Origin of the sequence: Parvularcula maris (assembly GCF_024505085.1) — a bacterium.
GTDB classification, from domain to species: Bacteria; Pseudomonadota; Alphaproteobacteria; order Caulobacterales; family Parvularculaceae; genus Parvularcula; species Parvularcula maris.
The window spans coordinates 97,987-122,055 of sequence record NZ_JANIBC010000005.1; the positions used below are offsets into that span (position 1 = coordinate 97,987).

The 24,069-nt window shown below is 65.4% G+C and carries 19 protein-coding genes; 8 read left to right on the forward strand and 11 right to left on the reverse strand.

Going from position 1 to position 24,069, the window contains the following annotated elements; genetic code table 11:
* Positions 1-14 precede the first annotated feature (14 nt).
* From NOG11_RS08670 to NOG11_RS08680, 3 genes are read right to left on the reverse strand one after another with little or no spacing between them, the layout of a single operon-like run.
* A complete protein-coding gene (locus tag NOG11_RS08670; RefSeq protein WP_256619353.1) occupies positions 15-2,621 on the reverse strand; it encodes an AAA family ATPase in 2,607 nt (868 codons plus the stop codon).
* Positions 2,621-3,712: a metallophosphoesterase family protein gene (locus NOG11_RS08675; RefSeq protein ID WP_256619354.1), complete on the reverse strand. Its 1,092-nt coding sequence runs from the start codon at positions 3,710-3,712 to the stop codon at positions 2,621-2,623. The genes NOG11_RS08670 and NOG11_RS08675 overlap by 1 nt, the downstream gene beginning before the upstream one ends.
* Positions 3,712-4,839, reverse strand: a complete 1,128-nt coding sequence (locus NOG11_RS08680) for a replication initiator protein A (protein WP_256619355.1) — start codon at positions 4,837-4,839, stop codon at positions 3,712-3,714. The genes NOG11_RS08675 and NOG11_RS08680 overlap by 1 nt, the downstream gene beginning before the upstream one ends.
* 600 nt (positions 4,840-5,439) lie before the next feature.
* Here NOG11_RS08680 and NOG11_RS08685 point away from each other — a divergent pair.
* Both NOG11_RS08685 and NOG11_RS08690 read left to right on the forward strand, forming a co-directional pair.
* Positions 5,440-6,627 carry an AAA family ATPase gene (locus NOG11_RS08685; protein ID WP_256619356.1) on the forward strand — a complete coding sequence of 396 codons (1,188 nt, stop codon included), beginning with the start codon at positions 5,440-5,442 and terminating at the stop codon, positions 6,625-6,627.
* 59 nt (positions 6,628-6,686) lie between these two features.
* Complete coding sequence (locus tag NOG11_RS08690) at positions 6,687-7,646, forward strand: ParB/RepB/Spo0J family partition protein (RefSeq protein ID WP_256619357.1); 960 nt, start codon at positions 6,687-6,689, stop codon at positions 7,644-7,646.
* On the opposite strand, the gene NOG11_RS08695 is transcribed toward NOG11_RS08690, so the two are convergent.
* Positions 7,639-8,544, reverse strand: coding sequence for a helix-turn-helix domain-containing protein (locus NOG11_RS08695; protein WP_256619358.1), 906 nt, complete (start codon positions 8,542-8,544; stop codon positions 7,639-7,641). The genes NOG11_RS08690 and NOG11_RS08695 overlap by 8 nt on opposite strands.
* 122 nt (positions 8,545-8,666) lie before the next feature.
* On the opposite strand from NOG11_RS08695, the gene NOG11_RS08700 reads away from it, so the two are divergent.
* The 3 genes from NOG11_RS08700 to serB are packed head-to-tail and all read left to right on the forward strand — an operon-like array spanning position 8,667 to position 12,285.
* The gene (locus NOG11_RS08700) at positions 8,667-9,818 is read left to right on the forward strand and encodes a phosphoserine transaminase (RefSeq protein ID WP_256619359.1); all 1,152 of its coding nucleotides are present in this window, start codon (positions 8,667-8,669) and stop codon (positions 9,816-9,818) included.
* Positions 9,819-9,842: 24 nt separating this feature from the next.
* Positions 9,843-11,423, forward strand: coding sequence for a phosphoglycerate dehydrogenase (gene serA / locus NOG11_RS08705; protein WP_256619360.1), 1,581 nt, complete (start codon positions 9,843-9,845; stop codon positions 11,421-11,423).
* A gap of 10 nt (positions 11,424-11,433) precedes the next feature.
* Positions 11,434-12,285: a phosphoserine phosphatase SerB gene (serB, locus tag NOG11_RS08710; RefSeq protein ID WP_256619361.1), complete on the forward strand. Its 852-nt coding sequence runs from the start codon at positions 11,434-11,436 to the stop codon at positions 12,283-12,285.
* Here the strand turns inward: serB and NOG11_RS08715 are convergent.
* From NOG11_RS08715 to NOG11_RS08740, 6 genes are all read right to left on the reverse strand, one after another.
* Positions 12,263-13,639 carry a sodium:solute symporter family transporter gene (locus NOG11_RS08715; RefSeq protein ID WP_256619362.1) on the reverse strand — a complete coding sequence of 459 codons (1,377 nt, stop codon included), beginning with the start codon at positions 13,637-13,639 and terminating at the stop codon, positions 12,263-12,265. The two genes, serB and NOG11_RS08715, sit on opposite strands and share 23 nt — an antisense overlap.
* A gap of 219 nt (positions 13,640-13,858) precedes the next feature.
* Complete coding sequence (locus NOG11_RS08720; protein WP_256619363.1) at positions 13,859-14,743, reverse strand: isopenicillin N synthase family dioxygenase; 885 nt, start codon at positions 14,741-14,743, stop codon at positions 13,859-13,861.
* A gap of 60 nt (positions 14,744-14,803) precedes the next feature.
* Positions 14,804-16,540, reverse strand: a complete 1,737-nt coding sequence (locus tag NOG11_RS08725; RefSeq protein WP_256619364.1) for a hypothetical protein — start codon at positions 16,538-16,540, stop codon at positions 14,804-14,806.
* 78 nt (positions 16,541-16,618) lie between these two features.
* Positions 16,619-16,999, reverse strand: coding sequence for a DUF1499 domain-containing protein (locus NOG11_RS08730; RefSeq protein ID WP_256619365.1), 381 nt, complete (start codon positions 16,997-16,999; stop codon positions 16,619-16,621).
* Positions 16,996-17,772, reverse strand: coding sequence for a ferredoxin--NADP reductase (locus NOG11_RS08735; RefSeq protein WP_370468256.1), 777 nt, complete (start codon positions 17,770-17,772; stop codon positions 16,996-16,998). The genes NOG11_RS08730 and NOG11_RS08735 overlap by 4 nt, the downstream gene beginning before the upstream one ends.
* Before the next feature lie 253 nt (positions 17,773-18,025).
* A complete protein-coding gene (locus tag NOG11_RS08740) occupies positions 18,026-19,480 on the reverse strand; it encodes an NADP-dependent isocitrate dehydrogenase (RefSeq protein ID WP_256619367.1) in 1,455 nt (484 codons plus the stop codon).
* 187 nt (positions 19,481-19,667) lie between these two features.
* On the opposite strand from NOG11_RS08740, the gene NOG11_RS08745 reads away from it, so the two are divergent.
* Positions 19,668-20,576 carry an SDR family NAD(P)-dependent oxidoreductase gene (locus tag NOG11_RS08745; RefSeq protein ID WP_256619368.1) on the forward strand — a complete coding sequence of 303 codons (909 nt, stop codon included), beginning with the start codon at positions 19,668-19,670 and terminating at the stop codon, positions 20,574-20,576.
* Between the two features lie 224 nt (positions 20,577-20,800).
* Here NOG11_RS08745 and NOG11_RS08750 read toward each other — a convergent pair whose 3' ends face one another.
* Entirely contained in the window at positions 20,801-21,757 is a 957-nt protein-coding gene (locus NOG11_RS08750) for an inositol-3-phosphate synthase (RefSeq protein ID WP_256619369.1), read from the reverse strand.
* 188 nt (positions 21,758-21,945) lie between these two features.
* On the opposite strand from NOG11_RS08750, the gene NOG11_RS08755 reads away from it, so the two are divergent.
* Positions 21,946-22,932, forward strand: coding sequence for a flagellar hook-length control protein FliK (locus tag NOG11_RS08755; protein WP_256619370.1), 987 nt, complete (start codon positions 21,946-21,948; stop codon positions 22,930-22,932).
* A 12-nt stretch (positions 22,933-22,944) separates the two neighbouring features.
* Positions 22,945-23,631 carry a flagellar hook assembly protein FlgD gene (locus tag NOG11_RS08760; RefSeq protein WP_256619371.1) on the forward strand — a complete coding sequence of 229 codons (687 nt, stop codon included), beginning with the start codon at positions 22,945-22,947 and terminating at the stop codon, positions 23,629-23,631.
* The last annotated feature ends 438 nt before the right edge of the window (positions 23,632-24,069 follow it).

Sequence of the window (24,069 nt, forward strand, 5' to 3'; positions counted from 1 at the left end):
GGCTCAAGAGATGTTCATCTTTCGGTAAGGAACGGAACCGGTTCGATCCGGTGGCCGGAGAAGTCCCGGAAGAGCCGCTCGTGACAGGAGAGAACGATGATCTGCGTCTCCTGCGCCACCTCGTGCAGGATATCGAAGAAAACCCCCGCCCGGCGGTCGTCGCTATAGGTAAGCGCGTCGTCGAGGATGACCGGCACCGGCTCGCCGCGCGCCGCCATCAGCTTGGCGAATGCTAGACGGCTGAGGATGCCGAGCTGCTCGCGGGTCCCGGCGGAGAGCTGCGCCACCCGCATGCTACCCCCTGGTCGCTCAAGGCTTTCGGGGTTCCATTCGTCATCGAAACGAAGCTGGCTTTCGCCGAACAGGCGCTCGGTCATGGGAAGAAGCTCACGCATGACCGGGCCGGTGACTTGGCGGCGGCGCTCTTCGGCTTCCTCCCCCAGGAGGCCTAGAAGCAGCTTCAGCCCGCCCCGGCGCCGCTCCAACGCATCGCGTTTCTCCGTCGCCAGCTCCAGCTCGCCCGCCGCGGTGCCGAGCTGCTCCTCGATCCCCTCCGCTTGGCGCTCGCGCAGCAGGGTTTCGGTCGAGGCGATGTTCTGTAGCAGGCTCTCGCGGCGCCCCGCCCGCGCGGCAGCGGCTTCGGTCAGCCTTGCGAGCCGGGTCTCCGCCTCGCGCACCCGGCGCAGCGCCTTGTCGATCTCGGTCTTGCGGTAGAAGCCGCCAGCGATCTTCTCGCCGAGGGCATCGAGCTTCTCCTGCAGCTTCGCTTGCCTCGCCGGGCGATCCTCTTCAGGGCCAAGCCTCGCCTCCAACGACCTCAGCGCTTGCATGGCCGTGGTCGCCTCCACTTGGGCGTCGCGCCGCCGCTCCTTCAGCCCGTCCAGCTTCTCCGCCAGGGCTCTGATGCGCCCGGCAGCGTCGGCGGCCTCGTCCAGGGCGTCAGCGTGGCCCCGCTCCAGCTCTTCCTTCGAGGTGTCGGGCTGAGCCGGAGCTTGAGAAAGAGCGGCCCGGTCAGCCTCCACCCGTGCTGCGAGAGCCTGAAGCCCTTCGGGTGCCAGGGCTGTGAGGCTGGCTTCCAGTGCCTGACGCTTCTGCTCCGCGGTGCGCTGCTGCTCCGCCTTCGCCTCAGCCTCTGCCAGGCTCTTGCATTCGGCAGTGTCGAGGAGCGTCGAGAGCGCGTTTCCGGCTTCGGCGTACTCTTGGCGCAGCGCTGCTTTCTGAGAAACATGAAGACGCATCACCGCGCCGCCCGCCTCGATCCTGCCCTCCCCCGTTACGGTCCGCAGCTCACCCTGGTTCAGCGCCATGCCATCAAGGTTCACGCCCTCCCCGGAGATCACCTCCAGGCGCGGTGCTTCCGCCTCCAGCTTGGCCTCCACCCGAGCTAACCGCTCGGCAGCCTTGCGGAGGGCGGGAAGGTCGAAAGCAGCGGCCCGCGGCGGAAGCGCCGATAGGTCCTTCTCCACGAATTGCGCTTTAGCTAGACGCTCGGACCGCTCTGCCGCCCCCCGCCGGGTCTCCGCTAGACTTACAAAAGTCGCCCACTCCTGCAGCCCCGTATTAGTCTGCTGCACCTTCTTGTCAGCGGTGGTCCGGCGCTCCTCTTGAGCCGCTAGTTCGGTCTCGGTAGTACCAATATCCTCGGTGAGTTTCTGAACCTGCCCCGCGGCCATACTTTGCGTAGACCGCAGGTTCTTCGCGGCTTTCTGCTCCGCGTCGAACTGCTCGATCTCCTCCTCCAGCCGCGCTTTTTCCGCTTGGTCGCGACGCAGAAGCTCCTCGGTATGGCCAAGTTCCGCCTTGAGTTTCTGGCCCTCCTGCGCCTGCTCCTTCGCTTCCGCGAGATCGGCTTCGTCAGCTTTGCGGTCCTCGGGGTCGTCGAGCGAACGGAGGGTCGCACGTAGCTCGGTCAGCTTGCTCCGAAGCTCCTCACTCTCGCGCAGCCGGGCCGCAAGCTGGTCGCGTTTCGCCGTCAGATCGGCGACCCGCTCGATCGCGGCTTTCAGCTCTTTGCGGGGCTCTTGTTTCTTGGGTTGCTCAAGCTCGCCGAGCTCCTTGCGGCCGAGCTCCTCCACCCGCGAAGCCGCCCCCGTGCCCGACGCATCCTCGACCTCGCCGACGAGAAGCTGCGAGACCGTGCGGCTGTCATCCTTGCTTAGAAAATCCGCCTTGCTGCCCAGTGCGCCGTCGAGGGAGCTGCCCTGTTTCAGCCAGAGAAGACCGGGCGCCCCCTTGCCCGACGCCTCCGCGCCGACAAGCTGCCAGAGCTTCTGCTGCGCCTCGTCCGCGAGCCAGGTCGAGACGCCCGTTTCCAGCCTGGTTAGGCTGTCTTTCCGGCCCTTCGCGAAACGCTTGGCCAAACGGTAGGCCTCGCCGCCAGTGTCAAAGGCCACCTCGATATAGGGGTCGGCGTCGCTGCCCTGAGGTCTCAGGGCGTTGGACACCGCGCTGTTGGCGTTGTCCTTGACGAACAGCGCCTGGCTGAGCGCCTCGAAGATCGTGCTTTTGCCGAACTCGTTGGGCTCGCACAGAAGGTTCAGGCCAGGGGAGAGGCCCTCAAGCGCGACCCCCTCCTCGCCGAACCTGCCCACATGCTGCAGCTTGATGGAGGAGAAACGCATCAGGCCTGCCGCGCCAGCTTGGTCAGCTCCCGCAGGGCGGCCCGCGCTTCGTCGGCATCGGGGCCGTCCTGCATGGCAGCGAGCTTGCGCGCCACCCGTCCGAGCACCCCGTCGCCCAAAAGCTCCTCAACATTCTCCGCATCGGCGGTTACCGATAGTTCTTTCGTCCGCAAGTCCAGATGGAAAAGCCGGTCTTGGGCCTCGTTCAAAGCCTCATCGACTGCCGAGCGGGCCGCGATCTCCGTGCTGCCCGTGAGGGTGAGGCGCATCAGCGTTTCGTCCAGACGTTGGCCCGAGGGAAAGAGCCGATCCATCAGTTCGTCAGGTTTCTCGCCAGGGGACAGCCTCTCCTGCTGCGCCGACCAGGTGTAGCGGCTGATCCGGTGACTCACCGGGTTGTCGGCATCGGCGAGGTCCACGATCAGCGCGTTGCCCTGATCGGTGGTGCGGAAGTCGTCGGCCTCCGGCGTACCCGCGTAGAAGGCCCGCGGCCCCGCCTGCTTGGTCGCGTGCCAGTCGCCGAGCGCCAGATAGGCGAGCCCTGCCTTCTCGGCCCGTTCGGCGTCGATCACCCCGGCATCGTCACCGCTACCGAAGGCCTGCACCCCGCCATGGGCGATGCCGATGACGGCACCCTCGAAGGCCCGCCCCTCGAAGCCTTCGGTCAGGTCGCGGCCCGCCCGCCTGCCCTTGAGCGGCGCCGAAAGCAGCGTCACCCCTTGCGCGAGCTCCCGCGGCTGGCCGTCGAGCAGCAGCTCCACATTGGGCGGTAGGCCGATACGCTGCAGCCGCTGCCAAAGCCCCTCGTCGCGGTAGTGGTCGTGGTTGCCGGGTAGCAGCCACCAGCGCACGCCCTTCTGCTCACCCAGCCGGTCCAGCGTCCTGCGCAGCAGTGCATCCGAGGGTTCGAGCTGGTCCCAGACATCCCCCGCCACCAACACATCTGCCGCGCCCTCACGCCGCGCGAGGTCCGCCAACTTGGGGATGATCTCCAGCCTAGCACCTTGTAGCTGCGCGGCCCTTTCGGGTCCGAAACCGGCGAAGGGCTTGCCGAGCTGCCAGTCGGCGGTATGCAGGAAACGGTAGGCCATCAATTGGGTAGCGGGTGCCTCTTGGCATAGGTGCTGAAGAAGGCAAGGAAGGCCGCGTCAGGCCGCTTGGGCGGCTCCTTGGTCAGCGCCCAGCGCTTCCACTCCTCCAGCACGGCATATTTATCGTAGCCGGGGAAAAGGCGGCTCGCCTGCTCGATGGCGTAGGGGCTGACCTCCAGGTCGCTGGCCCGGCAGGGCTCGCTGGCGATCTGGGGCACGTCGCCTTCGAAGCTTCCCGGTGCCTCGATCTCTACCTGTTGGCGGCGGGGGCGGCCCTTGGGTTTGAACACCACCATGGGGTTGCGCTTGCCGGGAGTGACGCTGAAGCCGCCGGACTGGATCAGGCGCGCGCCGTCCGAGTGGGGGTCGTCCACCACGAGGAGATCGTATTCAGGGATGGGCTGGCGGGCCTGCACCTCCTTCAGCGCAGCCTTGAACTTCGCCGTCCGGTCCTCCGAGCCGACTTTGCGCTGCAGCTTCTCGAGGCCGATGTGGAAGAAGCGCTGCTGGCCGCAATGGACGCGGGCGATCTCGTAGAGGCGGCGCTCGATGGGTGAGAGCTGGAAGTAGCTGACGTCATAGGTGAGGATCTTCTGGTCCTTGATCAGCGCCCGGTAGAGCCAGTCGCAGAGCCGCACCTTCACCCGGTTCAGGCGCTTCGTGCCGTCGGCGGTCTTCGTGTAGCTCATCTTGGCTTCCGAGACCCAGGAGAAGAAGCCGTCCTCGCCCTCGCCGCCGGCCTCGATATTGGTCTTGATCTGCGTGCCCTGCAGCCGCTCCAGCGCGCCGTTGATGCGCTGGTAGGAGCGGGCCGAACGGTTGCCGCCGATCACACGGAGGAAGTCATGGGCGGTGAAGCTGTACTCCTGGCTCGGCGTCTCCATGCGCTTCATCTGGCTGACCAGCAGCGAGGCGATGTAGAGCAGGATCTCCTTGTCGTAGATCGTCGCCACCCCGGTCTGGCTGGGCCGTACCTCGATCGAGACATAGTCGTCCGAATAGGTGATCGGCTGCATACGCCGCCCCTTGGACAAGGCGAAGAAGGGGAAGGCCATGACTGAGCGCTCCCCCTTCACCTTGCCGTGAAGGGGGCTGTCGAGGTTGGTAAGGGCCATCTGCTCAGCCATGGGGTCTCTCTCTCGCCTTCGCCGTGACCGCTTATCGGAACGCGCGCCGCAGAAGAGTCCACGATTCGCTTTCGTGTCTTCGGGGATTCTTCCCCAAAAGCACGAGCATGGGGGGTGAGGAGCCTCTGGAATTCCGGGTTAGGCTAGGGAATCCTACGCTTTGAAAGACGGGTGGTGAAGAGTCGTGCTTTCGAGGACAAACGGCCTGTTTCGTCCCTGAAGGCACGAAGCTAAGCTTGATGACGGCGGAATCACTCGGATCGATTCTCAGCCGCGCTGCAGATTTCGAATCAACTCTCCAAAAACTCCAGCAAATCTCAGATTAGATTCCAATTAGGAAGGTTACTAGGTTAGCAGTAGGTGAGTGCATTGGATTCCCTAGGAGATTTCACGGACCTTTGCCCCGAAAACACGAAACCGGGTCCTCGAAAGAACGATTGGGGCGTCCGTGAAGACACGACCCTGAGGCCGCGATTGCACGAGGGGTGATCTGAGGACATCCCCCAAAGCACGAGGAGACTCCGCGCCGCGAATCGCGCTTCTTGCATGCGCTGCGGTTTTCGTTCTTTAGTCGGCGAAACTGCGGCGGGAGGAGTATTCTTGGTCGAGCAAGCGAAATCAGCGGCAACGCTGGAAACCATCAGCGGCCTCGTGGAGACGGCTGACGGCATTATCGCCACCATGCGGGACATGGCGGAGGACCGGGTGGCCGATACCGGGCCGCGGCGCTATCGGCTGACCGAGGCGGCCCAGCTCGCGGGCCGCTCGGTGGATGCGGTGCGCCGCGCCGAGGCCGCGGGAGATCTGCCCCAGCCCACCCTGCGCAGCTCAGGCCAGCGCGCCGGCTACACCCTGCGCGAGGTGAACCTCATGCGCGATCATTTCGGCACCAGGCCCTACCGCGCCCCCGAAGACCCGCCCCTCATTCTCGCCGTGCAGAACTTCAAGGGCGGCGTCGGCAAGAGCACCATTGCCGCCCACGCGGCCCAGTACTTCGCCGAGCGCGGCTACCGCGTGCTCATCATCGACACGGACAGCCAGGCTTCAACTACGACGTTGTTCGGCTTCAACCCCGATGTCGACATCGAGACCGATACGACGCTCCTGCCCTATCTCATCGCCGACCGCTCGGACGGGATCGGCTATGCGGTGAGGCCGACGAGCTGGGACGGGCTCGACCTCGTGCCCGCCAATCTTGGTCTCTACTCGGCGGAGTATATTCTCAGCCAGCAGGTAAAAGGCGACGTCTCGCGGTTGTCGCGGCTGAAGGCCGGTCTCGACGAGGCAGCGGCGAGCTACGACATCCTCATCATCGACCCGCCGCCTGCCCTCGGCATGATCTCGCTATCGGTGCTTCAGGCGGCCAACGCCATCCTGATCCCCACCCCGCCAAGCTCTATCGACTTCGCTTCCACCGCCGCTTACCTCGCCATGCTGGAAGAGGTGGTCGAGGCGCTGAACAAGCAGACCGAGAGCCCTGTGGAGTTCAGCTTCGTATCTCTGCTCGCCACGAAGGTGGTAGAGCAGAAGGGAGCCCACGAGACCATGCGCGAGGTCATGGGCCGAGCCTTCTCCGGCTCCATCCTTCCCACTGCGCTCCTCGATTCGGCCGAGTTCGATACGGCATCGGTCGAGATGCGCACCGTGTTCGAGGCTACTGGCGGTCAGTCGCGGACGGCTCGCCGCTGCCGCAACAATCTTCTCGCTGTCATGGGTGATCTGGAGATGAAAGTGCGCCAGACCTGGCCAAGCCACCGCGGCAAGCTACGCGCCGAGGGAATCGCGTAGTGTGCACATGTGCACAGCCCGTTATCGTGCACATGTGCACACCCGTTTGAGGACTAACCATGGCTAGAAAACGTGCCCGCATCTTGGCTGACGCTATCAGCTCGCGCTTGGAGGAGAAGAACGACGGTGATCAAGAACGCCGCGCCTACACTCCCGAACGGGAAAGCCTGATCGCCGAAGCTTCCGATGGACGTCTCAAGAACGGCAAGATCAGGCTGGTGGACCCCTCTACTTGCCGCATGTGGGATGGCCACAACCGTCTCTACGACCTGATGACGCCCGACAGCGTCGGCGACCTTATAAAGTCGATCAAAGCATCAGGACGCCAGGAAATGCCCGCCATTGTGCGCCCTCTGACTGGTGAGAAGCACCAGTACGAGGTCATCTGCGGCGCCAGGCGACATTTCGCCGTCAGCCATCTACGCGAGAAAGAGCACCGCCAGGACATCCTCTATTTGGTCGATATTCGCGAGATCTCCGACGAGGAGGCGTTCCGCCTCTCCGACCTTGAGAACCGTGAGCGGGAGGATATCTCTGATTTCGAGCGCAGCCGGGACTACGGGCGGGCGCTGGAAGCCTATTACGAGGGCAACCGCTCCCTCATGGCCGAGCGGATCGGCGTGGACCGCACCTGGCTTAGCCGGTACCTGCGCATCGGCGAGCTGCCCCAGGAGGTGATTCGTGCCTATGGGGACGTCCGCGAGATCGGCATCCGCCACGCTGCTGAACTGTCTTCGATCCTAGGCTCGGACAGCGAACCAGCGCTGCTGATGGAGGCGAAAAAGATCGCTGCCGAGCTGGGAGGGGGCGAGAAGCTTACCGCGTCGCAGACGCTCAAACGCTTAAAACATGCGGCCATACCGCAGCCATCCCGCGAGATTGAGTCGGTGTTCGACCCGGAGGGCCGGGTTCTGGCCACCATTGAGCGCCGCAGCCGCAGCCACGTGCTGACCATTCCCAAGGCGAGGCTCGCGAACAAAGACGACGTGCTGAAGGCGATCGAAAAACTGCTCAGCTAGTGCCCTCTCGGCGGATATTCCGGTCCAGCGCCGCATAGGCCTGCTCCAGCACCCGGTCGAGGGAAGCCGTATCGACCGTAGGGCGGATCTGAGCAGTGGTGGCCGTCGTGCTTTCACGGACCGACGGTGCGCCTAGGTTCGTCGCCAGATAGACAAGCCAGCGCTGGCGTTGAGCCATCTGCTGAACCACCCCTGCCTCTTCCAAACGGCGCAAAAGCCTTGCGGCGGCCTGCCGCGTAATCTTCAACGTCTCCGCCACGAAGCGGGGACTGAGGCTGTAGGTCGTCCCCAATAGCACGAGAACGTCGCCGAGACGGCTATCGCCGCGCGCATCGGGAAGCGCTGCCTGCCACCGAGCGAAGTCCCACTCCAGCTGCAGCAGCCTATCGTAGCTCCTCTCGGCAGCGTCCTTCAGGCCTTCCAGTATGACGATGCTCCACGCCTCTTCCTCCGGCGACGGCATGGCGGCAGCGCAGCAGGGCAGGGGGATGCAGGTGGATCGCGCCAGTCGCAGCGGGGCTTCGAGGGCTAAGTCACCGGGAGGCATTCCCTCCCGTGAAAGCCTGAACAGCTCGTTCGTGATTTCGGGGACGCTTGCCAGCGGCCTGTCGGTCACGCGGACAGACCAGAGCCGTCTGGCTCTAGCCCAGAAGCGCCGGGCGGCGTTCTCTTCGAGGCTCGGACGAGCCCCCGGAAGACCTGCCGCCAGCGCCATCAGTTCCCAAGGTTCGATCGGTGCCGCGCCGCGGCTGAACAGGTGGGCCACGGTTATCCCCGTTTCATGGCTGATCCATAAGGGGTAGAGGGGCGAGCGCTCGGCGGCCGATGAGAGGCGGCCTAGAGCCAGGGAGGCCTCCGCAACCAGCCCCGCAGGTGCTTGTTCTGAACCGCTTTCCATCATAACGGTTCCACTGATAGGCTGGGTCGCGACGGTTGCCAAGCTTCGAGGGCGCTGCAGATGCGCTGATGCGGCCCGAACGGGCCTCTTGCACTGCAGCATGGAAGGTCCAAGAAAGGCCCATGGAGAAGCCGCACCTACGCCCCGATCAGCCTTCTTTCTCGTCCGGCCCGTGCCCCAAACGGCCCGGCTGGCGAGCCTCGCGCCTGGAGGGGCCGAGCCTTGGCCGCTCTCATCGTTCTTCTGTCGGCAAGGCTCGCCTCGCCCACGCCATCGAGCTGACTAGGCAGGTGCTGGAGGTGCCGGCGAGTCATTTGATCGGCATCGTGCCTGCCTCGGACACCGGCGCGGTGGAGCTGGCCATGTGGAACCTGCTCGGCCCCCGACCCGTCACGGCGATCGCCTGGGAAAGCTTCGGCGCCGACTGGGTCAAGGACGCGACCGCCGAGCTGAAGCTGGACCCCACCGTGCTCGAAGCGCCCTACGGCGAGCTGCCGGACCTCAGCGAAGTGGATCAGGCGAGCGACATCCTCTTCACCTGGAACGGCACGACTTCGGGTGTTCGCGTGCCGAATGCCGACTGGATCAGTGAGGCCCGCGAGGGGCTGACGATCTGCGATGCGACCTCGGCGGCGTTCGCGCAGGAGCTCGACTGGGACAAGCTCGATGTTGTGACCTTCTCCTGGCAGAAGGTGCTGGGCGGGGAGGGGCAGCACGGCGTCCTCATCCTAGGCCCTCGCGCCATCGAGCGGATCGAAACGCACAAGCCCGCCTGGCCGATCCCCAAGATCTTCCGTATCAGGAAGGGCGGTAAGATCAACGAGGGCGTCTTCCGCGGCGAGACGATCAACACCCCCTCCATGCTCTGCGTCGAGGACTATATCGATGCGCTGGACTGGGGCAGAGGTCTCGGTGGGCTTCAGGCGCTCCAGGCACGCGCGGACCGCAATCTTCGTGTTTTGGCGGACTGGGTGGAAAGAACGGACTGGGCCGATTTCCTTGCGGCCGAGGACATCCGATCCAACACCTCCGTATGCCTCAAGATCACGGACCCGGCGGTGGCTAGCCTGTCCAAGGACGAGCAGTCCGCCTTCGTCAAGACGATGACCGGCGCCCTCGCCAAGGAGCACGCTGCCTACGACATCGCCGGCTACCGGGCCGCGCCGCCGGGGCTTCGCATCTGGTGCGGCGCCACGGTGGAGGCGCGCGACCTCGAGCTTCTCGTGCCCTGGCTCGACTGGGCCTTCGCCGAGGCCAAGGCCGAACTGAACTAGACAAGCATACTGACGGAAACTTCCATGACCAAAGTTCTCATCTCCGACGCCCTGGGCGAAGACGCGGTCCGTATTCTGAAAGCGCGAGACATTGACGTGCACTTCGACCCGGCTCTCGGCAAGGACGACGCTGCCCTGAGGGAAGCGCTGAAGGATGCCGAGGGCATCGCCATTCGCTCGGCCACAAAGATGACCGCCGAGATGATCGCCGCCGCGCCCAAGCTGAAGGTGATCGGCAGGGCGGGCATCGGCGTCGACAATATCGACATCGAGGCCGCGACCGCCGCGGGCATCGCGGTGATGAACACACCCTTCGGCAATGCCGTGACCACGGCCGAGCACACCATCGCTATGATGTTCTCGCTCGCCAGGCGCATTCCGCAGGCGGACGCTTCCACCCGCCAGTCCAAGTGGGAGAAGTCGAAATTCATGGGCCGCGAGCTCTTCGGCAAGACCCTCGGCCTGATCGGCGCGGGCAATATCGGCTCGATCGTGGCCAGCCGTGCACAGGGGCTCAAGATGAAGGTCATCGCCTTCGACCCCTTCCTGACCGAGGAGAAGGCGCAGGAAATGGGCGTCGAGCTCGTCTCCCTGAACAAACTTCTGACGCGGGCGGACTTTATTTCTCTGCACACGCCCCTCAACGACAAGACGCGCGGCATTCTGGGCCGTGAAGCGTTTGAGGTGATCCGCCCGGGCGCCTTCGTCATCAACTGCGCGCGCGGCGGGCTGATCGACGAGGACGCCCTGGCCGAAGCGCTCGATGACGGACGGGTAGCGGGCGCCGCCCTTGACGTCTACGAGACCGAACCGGCCAAGGACCACAAGCTCTTCTCTTATGAGAACGTGGTGGTCACCCCTCACCTCGGCGCCTCGACCCAGGAGGCGCAAGAGAACGTGGCGGTGCAGATTGCTGAGCAGATCGCGGACTATCTTCTGACCGGCGCCGTGCAGAACGCCCTCAACATGCCCTCGGTCACCGCTGAGGAGGCACCGCAGCTCCGCCCCTTCATCAATCTCGGCGAGAAACTCGGCAGCCTGACCGGTCAGCTTGCTGACGGTGCGGTCAAGGGGATCACGGTGCGCTTTGCCGGGCAGGTCGCCAAGCTGAAATCGGCGCCGATCGTGTCCGCCGTGGTATCCTCCGTCCTCAAACCGCAGCTCGCCACGGTGAACGCCGTCAACGCGCTGACCCTAGCCAAGGATCGCGGCGTCAAGATCACCGAAGAGAAGACCGAGACCTCACCCAACTTCGGCAGCACCCTCAGCGTGCGTGTCGAGACGGCGAGCGGTACGCTGAGCGTCACCGGCGCTCTCTTCGGCGGCGAGCCGAGGATCGTCCGTATCGACGATGTCCGGCTCGAAGCCAGCTTATCTGGCTGCATGCTTTACCTCGTCAACGAGGACAAGCCGGGCTTCATCGCGGCGCTCGGCGAGACCCTGCGCGAGGCGGACCTCAATGTCGCCACCTTCAATCTTGGTCGCCGGGCGGAGGGGGGCGAGGCGCTGGCACTGATCGCCCTCGACTGCCCCGACGGCACCCCGCCGCTCGATGCCATCCGCGCCCTGCCGCAGGTTCGCCAGGCGGCAGTGCTTCGCTTCTGAGGGGCTCGCCATGACCCACGCCGTCCTCCTTCTCGGACCGAGAGCGCCGGAGGCGCTGGCGCAAGCCGTCCGTAGTCTGCCGCTTTCTCCGGTGGTCATGGGAAGGGCGGCGGCGGAGGTCCATCTGCCTGAGGATCAGGCGGGGCGTCTCGCCGCCGCACTCAGCCAGGCCAAGGGGTTCGACGTGGCCGTGGTGCCGCTAGAGAGGCGTGAGAAGAAGCTGCTTGTCTGCGACATGGACGCCACCATCATCGCCGAGGAGAGCCTAAATGAGCTGGCCGAAGTGGTGGGCCTCAAGAAGGAAATCAGCAAGCTGACCGAGAAGGCCATGCGCGGCGAGATCGGCTTCGAAGAAGCGCTTCGCGTTCGCGTAGCGCTTCTCAAAGGGCTCGACATCGCGGCGGCTTCTGCGGCGCTGAAGCCGCGCATCAACGTCAATCCGGGCGCGGAAGTCCTCGTTCGCACGATGAAGGCGAGGGGAGCGGGGACCGCGCTTCTCACCGGCGGCTTCGATATCATCGCAGCGCCCATCGCCGAACGCCTCGGTTTCCGCGATATGTACTGCAATCGTCTTCAGTCAGCGGATGGTGTCCTGACCGGTGAGGTGGGCGAGCCGATCTTCGGGCGCGAGGGGAAAGAGGAGCGTCTTCGTGCTTTGGCGGACGCTTCCGGGATCACGCCGGAGGACGTCGTCTGCGTCGGCGACGGTGCCAACGATCTCGGCATGATCAGGGCCGCAGGCCTAGGCGTCGGCTACCGGCCCAAGCCTCTACTGGAGGCCGAGGCCGATGTGGTGCTGCGCTATGCGGACCTGACGGCGCTCCTCAGCATACAGGGCATTAAAGAGGATGACTGGTCCTGAGAAGCCTGCTCTCGGCTAGCAGACCCGCGACCAGCACGATGGTAGAGGCAGCGAGGACGTAGAGGAACGCGCCTTCCACACCGAGACGCCAGTCGAGAAGCGCGGTCAGGAGCATTGATGTGCTCAAGGCTACCACCACCGGCCACTGTCCGCCTCGTCTCGTCAAAAGACCGACGATCAGAGGCACCGCCAGAAGCCCCGCAACCCCCTCCCCAGTCAAGACAATGGCTCTTACGCTGTCCCCGCCCGCCGCAATCAGCATGGCGGCTACGGCTGCCAATGCCGTGGTCAGGCGGGCCATGCGCAACCGTTCGGCACCGCTCGTCCGAGGGCGGAGCTTAGTGAGGGCGTTCTCCGTCATCACCGCCGAGACCGCCAGAAGCGCACTGTCCACGGAGGAGAGGATAGCCGAGACCATCGCCCCGGCAATGATGATGTAGAGCCAGGGGGGCAGCACTTCGCGCGAGAGGCTGGTGAAGAAGCCGTCGTCCTGGGCCAGCTCGAGCCCCAGTTCAGGGCCGATGAGGCCGAGAAGGACGGGAATCATCCCCACGGTGAGAAAAAGCGCTGCGCCGATCAGGCACCCCTTGCGAGCGACCTCGGGGCTCTTCGCACCGAGCATGCGGGAGATGACCTCCTGGCTGGCGATGGTCCCGAAGATCGGCAGCGCCCAGAGCTCCAGGCGCAGCAGCCAGCTTTCACCTGCCCGGTTGAGAGCGAAATCGCTGACCGGAACGGCGGCAAAGGCAGGGCCGATACCGCCCGCCATCATCAGGACCAGAACCAGAAGGACCAGGAGCACGGCGATAATGATCCCGCCCTGCAGCACATCGGTGACCACATCGCCCTTGAGGCCGCCAACCAAAGCGTAGACGAGAACGATCCCCGTGCTGAGCAGCAGCATCCACCCAGCGGGCAGGCCCGTCACCTCGGCGAGGATCACCGACAGCGCGGCAAGCTGCGCCGCTGCCCAGACGGTCGCGGCGATGGCGGTGAAGAGCGCGGCTGCCAGCTCCGCCTTGCCGCCGAACCGCTCGCCGATGAAACTGGCCACGGTGACGTACCCACCCGCCCTCAAACGGAAGGCCAGGAACAAGCCGAGCGCGACGAGGCCTAGGCTGTAGCCCAGCGGCTCGACCCTGGCTCCGGCCAGGCCGTCGCTGGCGACCTCGGCGGAGGTGGCGATCACCGTCTCGGCGGCGAACCAGGTGGCGAAGACGGAGAAGGCAACCTGCAGCGTGGAGAGAGTGCGCCCCGCGACGAGGTAGTCGGTGTCGTCGCTCGTCCCCCGCGCGGCCCATGCGGCGAGGGCGATCTGTGCTACGACATAGAGAAAGAGAAGTGCTGCCGTCATGAGGTGCCCCTGCGCTGGGGAGTTTATGGCACGGAATATTCGGCAGCGTCATCTCGCAAGATGCGCGCCCACCTCTCCCTCTGGGAGAGGTCAAACCCCTGCCGAAGGCGGGTCTGAGTGAGGGCTCTCATGAGCCAACCACGTTTGCTGTTCGCCCTCACTCGACATCGAAGATGTCGATCTCTCCCGAGGGAGAGATGAGAACCGGGACGTTGCCACTCACTTCAGCCCGATCTCAGCCAACCGCTCCGCCAGGAAATCTCCTGCGGTGATGTCCTCTGCCGCACCTTCCCCCCTGAACTGCGGTAGCACGCTGAGCACCGCATCAGGACGGGGGTGGAGGAAGAAGGGCATGGAGTAGCGCGACGTGTTTGGACCGTCCGGGTTCACCACGCGGTGGGTGGTAGCGGGGATATGCCCGTTCGTGATCCGCGCCAGCATGTCGCCCGCGTCGGCGATGATGGCATCGGCGGGGGCTTCGATGGGCCGCCAAACGCCGTCCCTGTCCATCAGCTCGAGACCTGCCGCGGACGCGCTGACGAGAAGGGTAATGAGGTTGATGTCCTCATGGGCGGCGGCGCGCACGGCATTGGGATCGCTGCCTTCGGGAATGGGCGGGTAGTGAAGAAGGCGCAGCACGGAGTTTCCGCCCGCCGCCATCTCGTCGAAATAAGCCCTAGCCACCTCGAGCGGGCTCGTCAGGGCACGAAGAAGATCGAGCCCCACCCGGTCGAGCTCCTCGTAGAGCCAGGCGACGTCGCGCCTGAAGGCTTCAGGCTCGTCCGGCCAGACATTGGGCGCAATGGCGTCCCGGCCCACATGCCAGAACTCCTTGAGGTCAGGGACCGGGTTCCCCTTGGCGTTCTCCCGGCCGAACGGGGTGTAGCCCCGTTGGCCGTCACGCCCGACGACGTAGCGCTCCTTGGTCTGCTCGGGCAGCGCGAAGAAGCTCGCGACAGTCTCGTAGGTTTCGTGCAGGCGGGAGAGGTCGATGCCGTGATCGGTGAGCACGACGAACCCTGTTCGCATCAGCGCGCGGTAGAGTGCTTCCGCGTCGATGCCTTCGGCCAGAGAGAGAACGGGAACGGAAGGGTCTTGGGTCACGGCGGGCGCTCTCAGTTCTCTGCTTCGGGTCCGAAGCCCTAGAACCTCGAAGGTGTTCCCTCAAGCGGGGACGGAGTTTCTGCGGCCCATCGCTTCGTCCAGCACCTCGGCGCAGTGCTGGTAGAAGACGAGCTGGCCCGCCTCGGGCATCGTCCGCGTCTCGATATGGGGGCGCAGGGCAGTCAGGCGCTCGGCCGGGCGGCCGCCGAAGCGGGGGTCCTCTTCGCCGTAGAACAGCGTCACCGGTACCCCCTGGTCGGCGGTGAGCGCGTACCAGGGCAGGGCGGCCACGGCGAGCTCGTTGGCGGCCGGGTTAGGCTCTTCCTGGCCGATATAGGTCAGGGTGTTGCGCGCTAAATAGCGGAACTCGGCGTCGGCGATCATGGCCTGGTCCGCCTGGGAGCCGAACAGCATGCCGAGCACGAACTCCTCATCGAAGCCTGACCCCGTCATGTGCAGGACGGAGCGGCAGAAGAAGTCGAGCATGAAGGGGTAGTGCGCGGCGAAGGTGTGGGACAGCCGCGAGACCGGGTTCATGGCCCTGATCGCCTCCGTCTCCTTGAGCGGCAGATGGGCGCCCGCGCCCACCAGACGCTCCACCCGCAAGGGGGCTACGGAGGCGAGCGCGAAGGCGTAGGGGGAGGCGGCATTGGCGAAGATCACCGGCACGCTCGCCGCTCCGATCTCGTCCAGGAGCCGTAGAAGCGCTTCGGCATAGCGTTCCGCCTGCCCGTGAGGGCCGCCGCCGATCCGCGTTGCACCGTAGAAGGGCCGAAGCGGCATGATGAGACGCAGCTTGCGTCGCCTGATCAGGCGGCGATGCTGCGGTGTCAGCCCCGTTCCGCCGAGGAGCGAGTGAAGAAAGAGGACAGGCCTGCCGTCCTCCGGCCCGACCATCTCTATGTGAAGCCGTTCGTCATCGCACAGGGGCAGGGTCATGCTGGCGCGGTCAGCCTCGCCGGAGAAGGCCCAGACCTTGTCCGCCTCGGGGGGCAGCCGGGAGAGCTGGGCAAACCCGGCATAGAGGCAGGCGAGCTCCGTCTGGGAGTGGATGCCGAGCTTGGCGAGGAGCCGCTTCTTCTGGTTGCGCAGCGTGCCGATGGCCCGGCCCCTGGTCGCGGCCAGGTCCTCCAGGCTCTGACCCATGATGATAGCCTTGGTGATCTCGGTCTCCACCGGGGTGAGGCCGTAGGCGGCGGCGAAGTGCCGCCCCACATAGTCGAGCCAGATGACCGAGGCCGAAGAGAGCTTGCCGAGAAGACCCTCCGGGGTGGAGGTGGCGGTCAGCGCCAGACGCAGCAGCGGTTTGGCGGCCAGCCTCGTCTGGGCTTCGAACGTGTCGATGACGGTGTGCTTGTTCTCGCTTAGGGAGGAGAGGGCGCCTAGCAGCCGCCGTCTCACCGGCGGGGTGAAGAGGCTTTCGGGGAGCGCACGCTCTTCGGCGAGGCCGAACGCTTCGATGGCTGCCGCATTGGCGTAGCGCACCGTGCCGCTCGGGCGGAGAATAAAGGCCGGCCCTGGGTTCTCACGCAGGTTCCGCACGGCACCGGCAGCGGGGTCGCTGGTCCGCCCGCGCCGCTCCAGAAGGGCGGAGGCGCTTTCGAAGTGCTCCCTCAGGTGAAGAAGCGCTGCCGTGATCTCGGTGCTGCTCGCCGCAGAGGACAGCACGCCCTCCACCCGCATGGCCAACAGGCCCATCAGCTGAGGCAGGCTCTGGGGCTCGTTGACGACGGCGTAGACCGCCTGGACGATCTGCGCGTCCATCTGCGCTTGAGGGTGGTCGAAGGGCGAGGACACGGCCGACATCCGTAGCTGCGGCCTCGACCTAGAAAACAGGATCGCGGGAGGGGATAGCCCATATGGGCTAGTGTCGGCTCAAGAGCCGCTCTTCAGAGCCTCCAGAAGGCGCTTCACCCTTCTGGCGTTGACGCCGAGATCCGAGTAGCCGACCCGGCTGCGTGAGAAGACGGCCAGCGTGCTGCCTCCGTCTGCAGGCAGCACCTCCACGTCGACATCGTCCTTGAAGCCGAAGACCGGAATGGTCGCGACATAGGAGAGGCGGTGGCCCGCTGTCTCGATGTCGCTGACAGCCTTCTCAGCTTCCACATGAGAACGGAGCCTCGTCATCAAGGCATCAGGCGCAGCAGAGTAGACCGGCGGTACCATATCGGCCGTTTCGCTGGCGAGATAGTTCTCCGGTGCAGCAAGGAACTGGTTCGGCTTACCGCTGCGCGTGACGCTTCTGAGATCGATCACCCGGCGAACGCCTTCTCGATGACGAACTCCGCTGGCTGTGCGTTGGAACCCTCGGTGAGGCCTGCCTTTTCCAGCAAGGCGGCGGTGTCCTTGATCATCTCCATGGAGCCGCAGATCATCGCCCGGTCGGTTGCTGGGTCGAGGGGCGGCACGCCGAGATCGCTGAAGAGCTTGCCGCTTTCGATCAGGTCGGTGATGCGGCCCGTATGGGGGTGCTCCTCGCGGGTGCAGGTCGTGTAGTGCCGCAGCTTGCCCTCGGCCATCTCGCCGATCAGCGGGTCCTTGATCAGGTTCTCCGCCATCTCGACGGAGTAGGCGAGCTCGTTCACCTGGCGGCAGGTGTGGGTGATGATGACCTCGTCGAACTTCTCATAGGTCTCGGGGTCGCGCATCAGGCTGGCGAAGGGCGCAAAGCCCGTACCCGTGGAGAACATGTAGAGCCGCTTGCCCGGCGTCAGCGCGTCGAGCACCAGGGTGCCGGTGGGCTTCTTGCCCAGAAGCACATCGTCGCCGGGCTGGATCTTCTGAAGCACGGAGGTCAGCGGGCCGTCGGGCACCTTGATCGAGAAGAACTCCAGCTCCTCGTCCCAGTTGGGAGAGGCGACGGAATAGGCGCGTAGGAGCGGCTTGCCATCCTGGAGGAGGCCGATCATGACGAACTCGCCCGAGCGGAAGCGGAAGCTCTGTGGCCGGGTGATACGGAACTTGAACAGCCGGTCGGTATAGTGGTGGACCGACAGCACCTTCTCGACGCTGGCGAGCTTGGGGTTCACGGCAGGTTTCTCGGCGACGGTCTCACTCACGGGCGGTCTCTCATCAGTTTTTCTGTTGCGGCGCACATAGGGGTTCGCGCCGGGGGAGGAAAGAGTTTCGCTCTGCTAGGGTAGGGGGTTAGAAAAACTGTAAAACCACCGTCATCCCGGAAGCCGGAGGCTATCCGGGACCCATGGACCATTGCGTAGCACCTGCTGAAACGGAAGGTCCATGGGTCCCGGATCTTCGCTTCGGCCGGGATGACGGCGAAGCCTACTGCCCCTGACCCAAGCTGTACCCGCGCTCGCCGCCAAAGGTGTAGAGGTGCTCGGTCTTGATGAAGTCGATCCCCGCCTTCGCGAACGCGGCCAGCAGCTCGGCCACGTCAGCGTTGGTGATCTCACCGGAGAAGCGGCAGCGCCAGTGATCGGTGCAGAAGGTCTCGGGCAGGCCTTCAGGCCAGACCTTGACGCCGCGGTTGGTGATCAGCTCGAGCTTCACGTTAGAGGTCTGCGCCGCCTGCAGCTTCTCGGCCAGGGCATCGGCGCTGCCGTCCCAGTCGCAGAAAACGTCGATGCCGACGAGCTTCTTCTCCACCGGCGCGGGCTTCTCGATCTGCGGCAGGGCGAACTTGGCGCCGTTCTCGTAGGAGGCCTTGGCCAGCACCTTGGGCGCCTGGCCGAGGCGCTGGGCCACTGCGTCGGCGAAGGCCTTGGTGCCGACCTTCTCGGCGGAGCGGCCTTCCTTGTAGATGTCGCCCGTATGCACGCCGTCCTCGATGGTCTTCATCCAGGCGTTGTGGACCCGCTCGGCGACCTCGGACTGGCCAATATGCTGCAGCATCAGGACGCTGGCGAGGATCAGGCCGGAGGGGTTGGCGATGTTCTGACCTGCGATATCCGGCGCCGAGCCGTGTACCGCCTCGAACATGGCCGCGTGCTGGCCCACGTTGGACGAGCCGCCAAGGCCCACCGAGCCCGTGATCTGCGCCGCCACGTCCGAGATGATGTCGCCGTAAAGGTTCGAGGTGACGATGACGTCGAAGATCTCAGGCGTGTCCGCGAGACGCGCTGTGCCGATGTCGATGATCCAGTGGTCGGTCTCGATGTCGGGGTACTCGGTTTTGATCTCGTCGAAGACCTTGTGGAACAGGCCGTCGGTCAGCTTCATGATGTTGTCTTTGGTGAAGCAGGAGACCTTTTTGCGGCCGTTGGCGCGGGCATATTCGAAGGCGAAACGAATGATCTTCTCACAGCCGGGGCGGCTGATGAGCTTCAGGCACTGGTAGACGTCTTGCGTTTGGCGGTGCTCGATGCCTGCGTAGAGGTCCTCCTCGTTCTCGCGCACGATGACGAGGTCGACGCTCGGATGCTTGGTGTCGACGAAGGGTGTCAGCGACACGCAAGGCCGCGTGTTGGCGTAGAGGCCGAGGGACTTCCTGATCGTCACGTTGAGCGACTTGAACCCGCCGCCCTGGGGCGTGGTGATCGGCGCCTTGAAGAAGACCCCCGTGCGGCGAAGGCTCTCCCAGGCATCGGGCGTGATGCCTGCCGAATGGCCCGCATTGTAGACCCGCTCGCCGATGTCGATCCTCTCGAAGGCGATGTTCGCGCCCGCCGCCTCGATCACCTTGATCGCGGCCTCCATGATCTCGGGACCGATGCCGTCGCCGTAAGCGAGGGTGACGGGAACGGGGGAGCCTGCGGCTTTGGGGAAGGGGGCGGTCATGCGCATCCTCTGGAAGGTCGGTGTGTCAAGGAGAATGCGCAGCGATAGAGCACCGAGCGCGCTGCAGCGCAATATGGTAGCGCCTCAGCCGATGGTCTGGATGGGGTTCAGCCTATCGCCGGTACCCGTCTGGCGAAGAGGGGAGGGGCAGGATAAGGCGCCCCAAACGCCACCCAACGGAGCCCCCATGAGCATCAGTTTCAACGACCGCGTCGCCATCGTCACCGGAGCGGGGGCGGGGCTTGGCCGTTCGCACGCGCTGGCCCTGGCGAAGCGGGGGGTCAAGGTGGTGGTGAACGATCTCGGCGGTTCGGTCTCGGGGGAGGGGGCGTCGTCGGAGGCAGCGCTGAAGGTCGTCGAGGAGATCAAGGCGGCGGGGGGCGAGGCCATCGCCAACGGCGCCAACGTCACCGACGAGAAAGCCGTCGCCGAGATGGTTTCGGAGGCGATCTCGACCTTCGGCCACGTGGACATCCTAGTGAACAATGCCGGAATCCTGCGCGATAAGAGCTTCCACAAGATGTCCCTGGATGACTTCCGCATGGTGATGGAGGTCCATGTCATGGGCTCGGTCACCTGCACCAAGGCGGTCTGGGACCATATGAGGGAGCGCGGCTACGGCCGGGTGGTGATGACTTCGTCGAGCTCGGGGCTCTACGGCAATTTCGGCCAGTCCAACTACGGCGCGGCCAAGATGGCGCTGGTGGGTCTGATGAACGTGCTCCACCTCGAAGGCGGCTCCAAGGGCATCCACGTCAATACTCTTGCGCCGACGGCGGCCACCCGCATGACCGAGGGGCTGATCCCCGAGGAGGTGCTGAAGGTGATGACGCCGGAGAGCGTCACGGCGGCGCTTCTCTACCTGGCCTGCGACGAAGCCCCCTCGCGGCTCATCCTGGCGGCGGGCGCGGGCGGCTATGCGGCCACGCGGATCACCGAGACCGAGGGCATCTATCTCGGCGAGAGCGAGCAGACCCCAGAAGCCATCGCCGCCAAGATGGACGAGATCCTGAACGAAGACGGCGAGAAAATGCTGGAGGACGGCTCGGGCCAGACGATGAAGTTCGTGCAGAAGGCCATGGCGGCTAGGGGGTAGATTCTTTTAATTCCTCCCCTTCAGGGGAGGTGGCCGCGAAGCGGTCGGAGGGGCTTCGCTACTGAGGACTTCGCTAGTTGGGAGTCCCCCTCCGCCCCTCGGGCACCTCCCCCGAAACGGGGGAGGGAAGCGCCACACTACCATGGCCCGCCAAGAACGCGAGCGTAGCGGAGCGAAGTCGAGCCGGCGCTCAAGTAGCGAGCGCGAGCGAGCGGTAGCGCCAACTAATTCAACCTCACCCCAGCACTCTGCTCGCGGCGGTCGGGGAGGCTGATGGCTTGGCTTGTGCCGTCCTCGTCGGCGCGGGCTTCCTGCTCGCGCAGCCAGAGCTTCAGGGAGCCGAAGATATCGAGCTCTGCGCGGGCCTTGCTGCGGGAGAGGCCGCTGAGCTGGCCGAGGCTCTGGCTCAAGGTCTCGACCGTGCCGCGGGCGCCGTGGGCGGCGGCGTAGTCGATGAGGCGGGTCACCTCGATCACGAGCGGTGCGGCCTCGGCGCTTCGGTGGAAGCTGGGCTCGGTGCCTCGGGGCCGTCCGGCGAGCGGCACCCCCCGCTCGATGGCGAAGTCGATGATCGACGACGCACAGGTGGCCGGGCTCTCGGTGAAATCGACGAAGGGCACGCCGCAGTCGATGGCGGCGTAGGCGTAGAGCATGGCGGGGCCGATCTTGCGGTCCTGCTGGTCCAGCGCCTCCTCGAGCGCCCGCCTGGACTGGAAGGCCTCGGCGGCGCGCGAGGTGAGGAAGTCGGGGGTGGAGAGGTTCACCGCCACGGCTCGGCCGCCGACGGATTGTCTGAACCGGTCGAGATCGTCCTGTATGCACTCGATCCGCTCGCGGAGGGTGATCTCGCCGCGCTTGTGCTCGCCGCTGCAGCCCTGGGGCGCCCCGCCGTCCCCGGTCAGGGCGGGCCAGGGCTTCACCGCGCGCAAGGCCGCCTCGATCGTGCCGAGCTTCTGCGGGTCCACCGCCTCGTGACGGAAGGCAGCGTCGAGCACGCTGCCCCCCTTCATGTCCCAACCGGCGAAGCGGAAGCCGCTATAGGGCGCGAGGTTGGGACGGTCGCCGAGGGGAAGGTCGGCGCGGCTGCTGCGGCCACGCCGCGCCAGCTCGACCGTCGCCACGGCGGCCGACGCCGCCTGTCCTGATAGTCCGATGATCGCTACGCCTAGCTGGCTGGCCATAGGTGATGCCTCTCGCTGGTAGAGCGCCCGAGCGGCTGAAGCGCAGGGCACTGGGGGAAGGGTTCGGTTTGCACACGAAACGACTTCTACGCAGACGCTTAGAGGCACGCAGCTTGTGCGACCCCCGAAGTTTTAAACTCACCTTGAGACGACTGCGTTCCACTGGGAAGCTGTAAAAAGAGGTGCCGATGTCAGCTTCTGCGCTCCTGGTGGCTTCCAAGCCGGTTCAGACCGTTCGTCCTATCGTCAAGAACGAGGCCCAGGGGCAGGGGCTTCCCCAGGGCCAGCAAGGGTTTGCGGAGCTTCTGGGCGAGGTCGAGGAGCTGGCCGGACTGGCCGCGCCCCTCCTGCAGAACCAGCCTGTCACAACCCCGCTATCCAGCGAAGGGCAGGCTTCTGCAAAACTGATCGCGCAACCAGGGAACCTTGCTGCAGCCGCGCCGGAGCTTCAGCAGGCCGCCGCATCGGTCCTGGCGGGGGAAGTCCAGCCGAAACCCCAGACGCTGACCGAGGGCAGGATCGAACCTGCCAAGGGACCGGTCCGCCACGATGTTCGGCGTGAGGCGTTGGCCCCGCAGCCGCTGGTTCAGAGAACTGCCGAGCAACAGACCGCGGCAAACGCGCCCGTCATGCCTGCGGAGGAAGAGCTTCTCGGCGAGGTCCGTACCAAGACGGCCCCCGTCCTCCCCGAAGGCGGCGACACCGGCTCCTCGGCCCGCGCGGACGCGGCGCAGCTTCAGGGCCGCCCCGACCCTTCCGCCGCCGTGGTCCGTCAGGTGGCGACCAACCTCCAGTTCATCACCCGCGGCGATGTCGAACGCATGCGCTTCAGCCTTCACCCCGAAGAGCTCGGCCGGGTGCAGATCCAGCTTCAGAAATCGGGCACGGTGACCCGCGTGACGATCGTCACCGAGACAGCCCAGGCCTTCGATGCCCTTGCGAGGGGCGCGGGCGGTCTGCAGCAGAGCCTCTCCCAGGCCGGGTTCGAGACCGACGATTTGCGCTTCTCCCACCGCGAGGGCGACGACCAGGAGAGCGGCAGCCGCCGCGAGGCCTATGAAGAGCGCCGCGAACAGCACGGCGAGCGCCGCTCGGCCCGCGAGCACGCCGAAGAGCGGCGTGAAGTCTTCATCCGTCCGGCCCTCAGCGCCGACGACCGCCAGTTGTTCCTCTAAGGATACAAGCCCATGAGCACCATTACCCCGATCAGCCAGACCACCAGCGATGTCGCCGAACCGACCCGCGCCTCGGTCGCCCGCTCGGCCCTGACCGACAATCTCGACACCTTCCTGACGCTGCTGACCAAGCAGCTTCAGAACCAGGACCCGCTGCAACCGATGGACACGAACCAGTTCGTCGACCAGCTCACCCAGTTCTCCGAGCTCGAGCAGGGGGTGGAGCAGGGCGAGACCCTGAAGGAGATCTCCGCCAAGCTCTCGACCGGCGACCGCCAGGGCGACCTCAACCTTCTCGGCCGCGCCGTCGAGGTGGAGAGCGAGGAGCTGTCCATGGGCACCTCCGGCGTGCGCTTCAACTTCGAGATCACCTCGCCCACCGAGGAGGCCGAGCTGCGCATCTTCGACCAGGGCGGCAACCTCATGGCCCAGTTCGACGTCTCCGGCGATGTCGGCCGCTACGATGCGGGCTGGGACGGAGAGACCCTGTCTGGAGCGAGAGCTGCCCCCGGCGTCTACCGCGCCCAGGTCGTGGCGAAGAACGCCGAGGGTGAGGAGCGTCTGGCCGGCCGCATCCTCTCCGGCGGTCTCGTGCGCGAGGTCCGCTTCGAAGGCGGCGAGACGAAGCTGATCCTCGATGGCGGGGTCACCGTCAGCCCCGATCAAATCGAGCGCGTCGCCCTCGCCTCGGGCTCGTAAACGCTCAATCGAGAAGCGTCTTTGCACGGAACGTGCGCAATTCTGCTTTCTCCCTTTTGGGCCTTTCGCAGCTCTTCGCGCATCCCTAGATGCCTCCTTCACCGCTCGCGATACGAGGTCTGCCCCCTCCGGCGAGCGGCCAAGCAGGCTTCATCCGGAAGCTGATCTTTATGGTTGAGGCGGGACGTCTGTGCCCCCTGACCCCGCCTGCCTTCGGTTTCCGGGGGCGGCCAGTGCAACCTCCCCCTGACACGTGCACTGGCCGCCCAGCCTTTGCTTGCGGCAATTGTATCGTTTGCAAGCAGACGGAGATTGCAGGCGCTGCTGCTTCCTCCCCCTCAGCCTACCGGCAGCTCCCCCTCTAGAGGGGGAGCGAAGTAGGGAGCGGCGCTGGTGCTGTGTTCCTCCCCCACTGGTGGGGGAGGTGCCCCGAAGGGG

Excerpts from the sequence above, each read along its gene's own strand:
- NOG11_RS08670 (WP_256619353.1), bottom strand. The coding sequence starts at position 2,621 with ATGCGTTTCTCCTCCATCAAGCTGCAGCATGTGGGCAGGTTCGGCGAG.
- NOG11_RS08675 (WP_256619354.1), bottom strand. The coding sequence starts at position 3,712 with ATGGCCTACCGTTTCCTGCATACCGCCGACTGGCAGCTCGGCAAGCCC.
- NOG11_RS08680 (WP_256619355.1), bottom strand. The coding sequence starts at position 4,839 with ATGGCTGAGCAGATGGCCCTTACCAACCTCGACAGCCCCCTTCACGGC.
- NOG11_RS08690 (WP_256619357.1), top strand. The coding sequence starts at position 6,687 with ATGGCTAGAAAACGTGCCCGCATCTTGGCTGACGCTATCAGCTCGCGC.
- NOG11_RS08695 (WP_256619358.1), bottom strand. The coding sequence starts at position 8,544 with ATGGAAAGCGGTTCAGAACAAGCACCTGCGGGGCTGGTTGCGGAGGCC.
- NOG11_RS08700 (WP_256619359.1), top strand. The coding sequence starts at position 8,667 with ATGGAGAAGCCGCACCTACGCCCCGATCAGCCTTCTTTCTCGTCCGGC.
- serA (WP_256619360.1), top strand. The coding sequence starts at position 9,843 with ATGACCAAAGTTCTCATCTCCGACGCCCTGGGCGAAGACGCGGTCCGT.
- serB (WP_256619361.1), top strand. The coding sequence starts at position 11,434 with ATGACCCACGCCGTCCTCCTTCTCGGACCGAGAGCGCCGGAGGCGCTG.
- NOG11_RS08715 (WP_256619362.1), bottom strand. The coding sequence starts at position 13,639 with ATGACGGCAGCACTTCTCTTTCTCTATGTCGTAGCACAGATCGCCCTC.
- NOG11_RS08740 (WP_256619367.1), bottom strand. The coding sequence starts at position 19,480 with ATGACCGCCCCCTTCCCCAAAGCCGCAGGCTCCCCCGTTCCCGTCACC.
- NOG11_RS08745 (WP_256619368.1), top strand. The coding sequence starts at position 19,668 with ATGAGCATCAGTTTCAACGACCGCGTCGCCATCGTCACCGGAGCGGGG.
- NOG11_RS08750 (WP_256619369.1), bottom strand. The coding sequence starts at position 21,757 with ATGGCCAGCCAGCTAGGCGTAGCGATCATCGGACTATCAGGACAGGCG.
- NOG11_RS08755 (WP_256619370.1), top strand. The coding sequence starts at position 21,946 with ATGTCAGCTTCTGCGCTCCTGGTGGCTTCCAAGCCGGTTCAGACCGTT.
- NOG11_RS08760 (WP_256619371.1), top strand. The coding sequence starts at position 22,945 with ATGAGCACCATTACCCCGATCAGCCAGACCACCAGCGATGTCGCCGAA.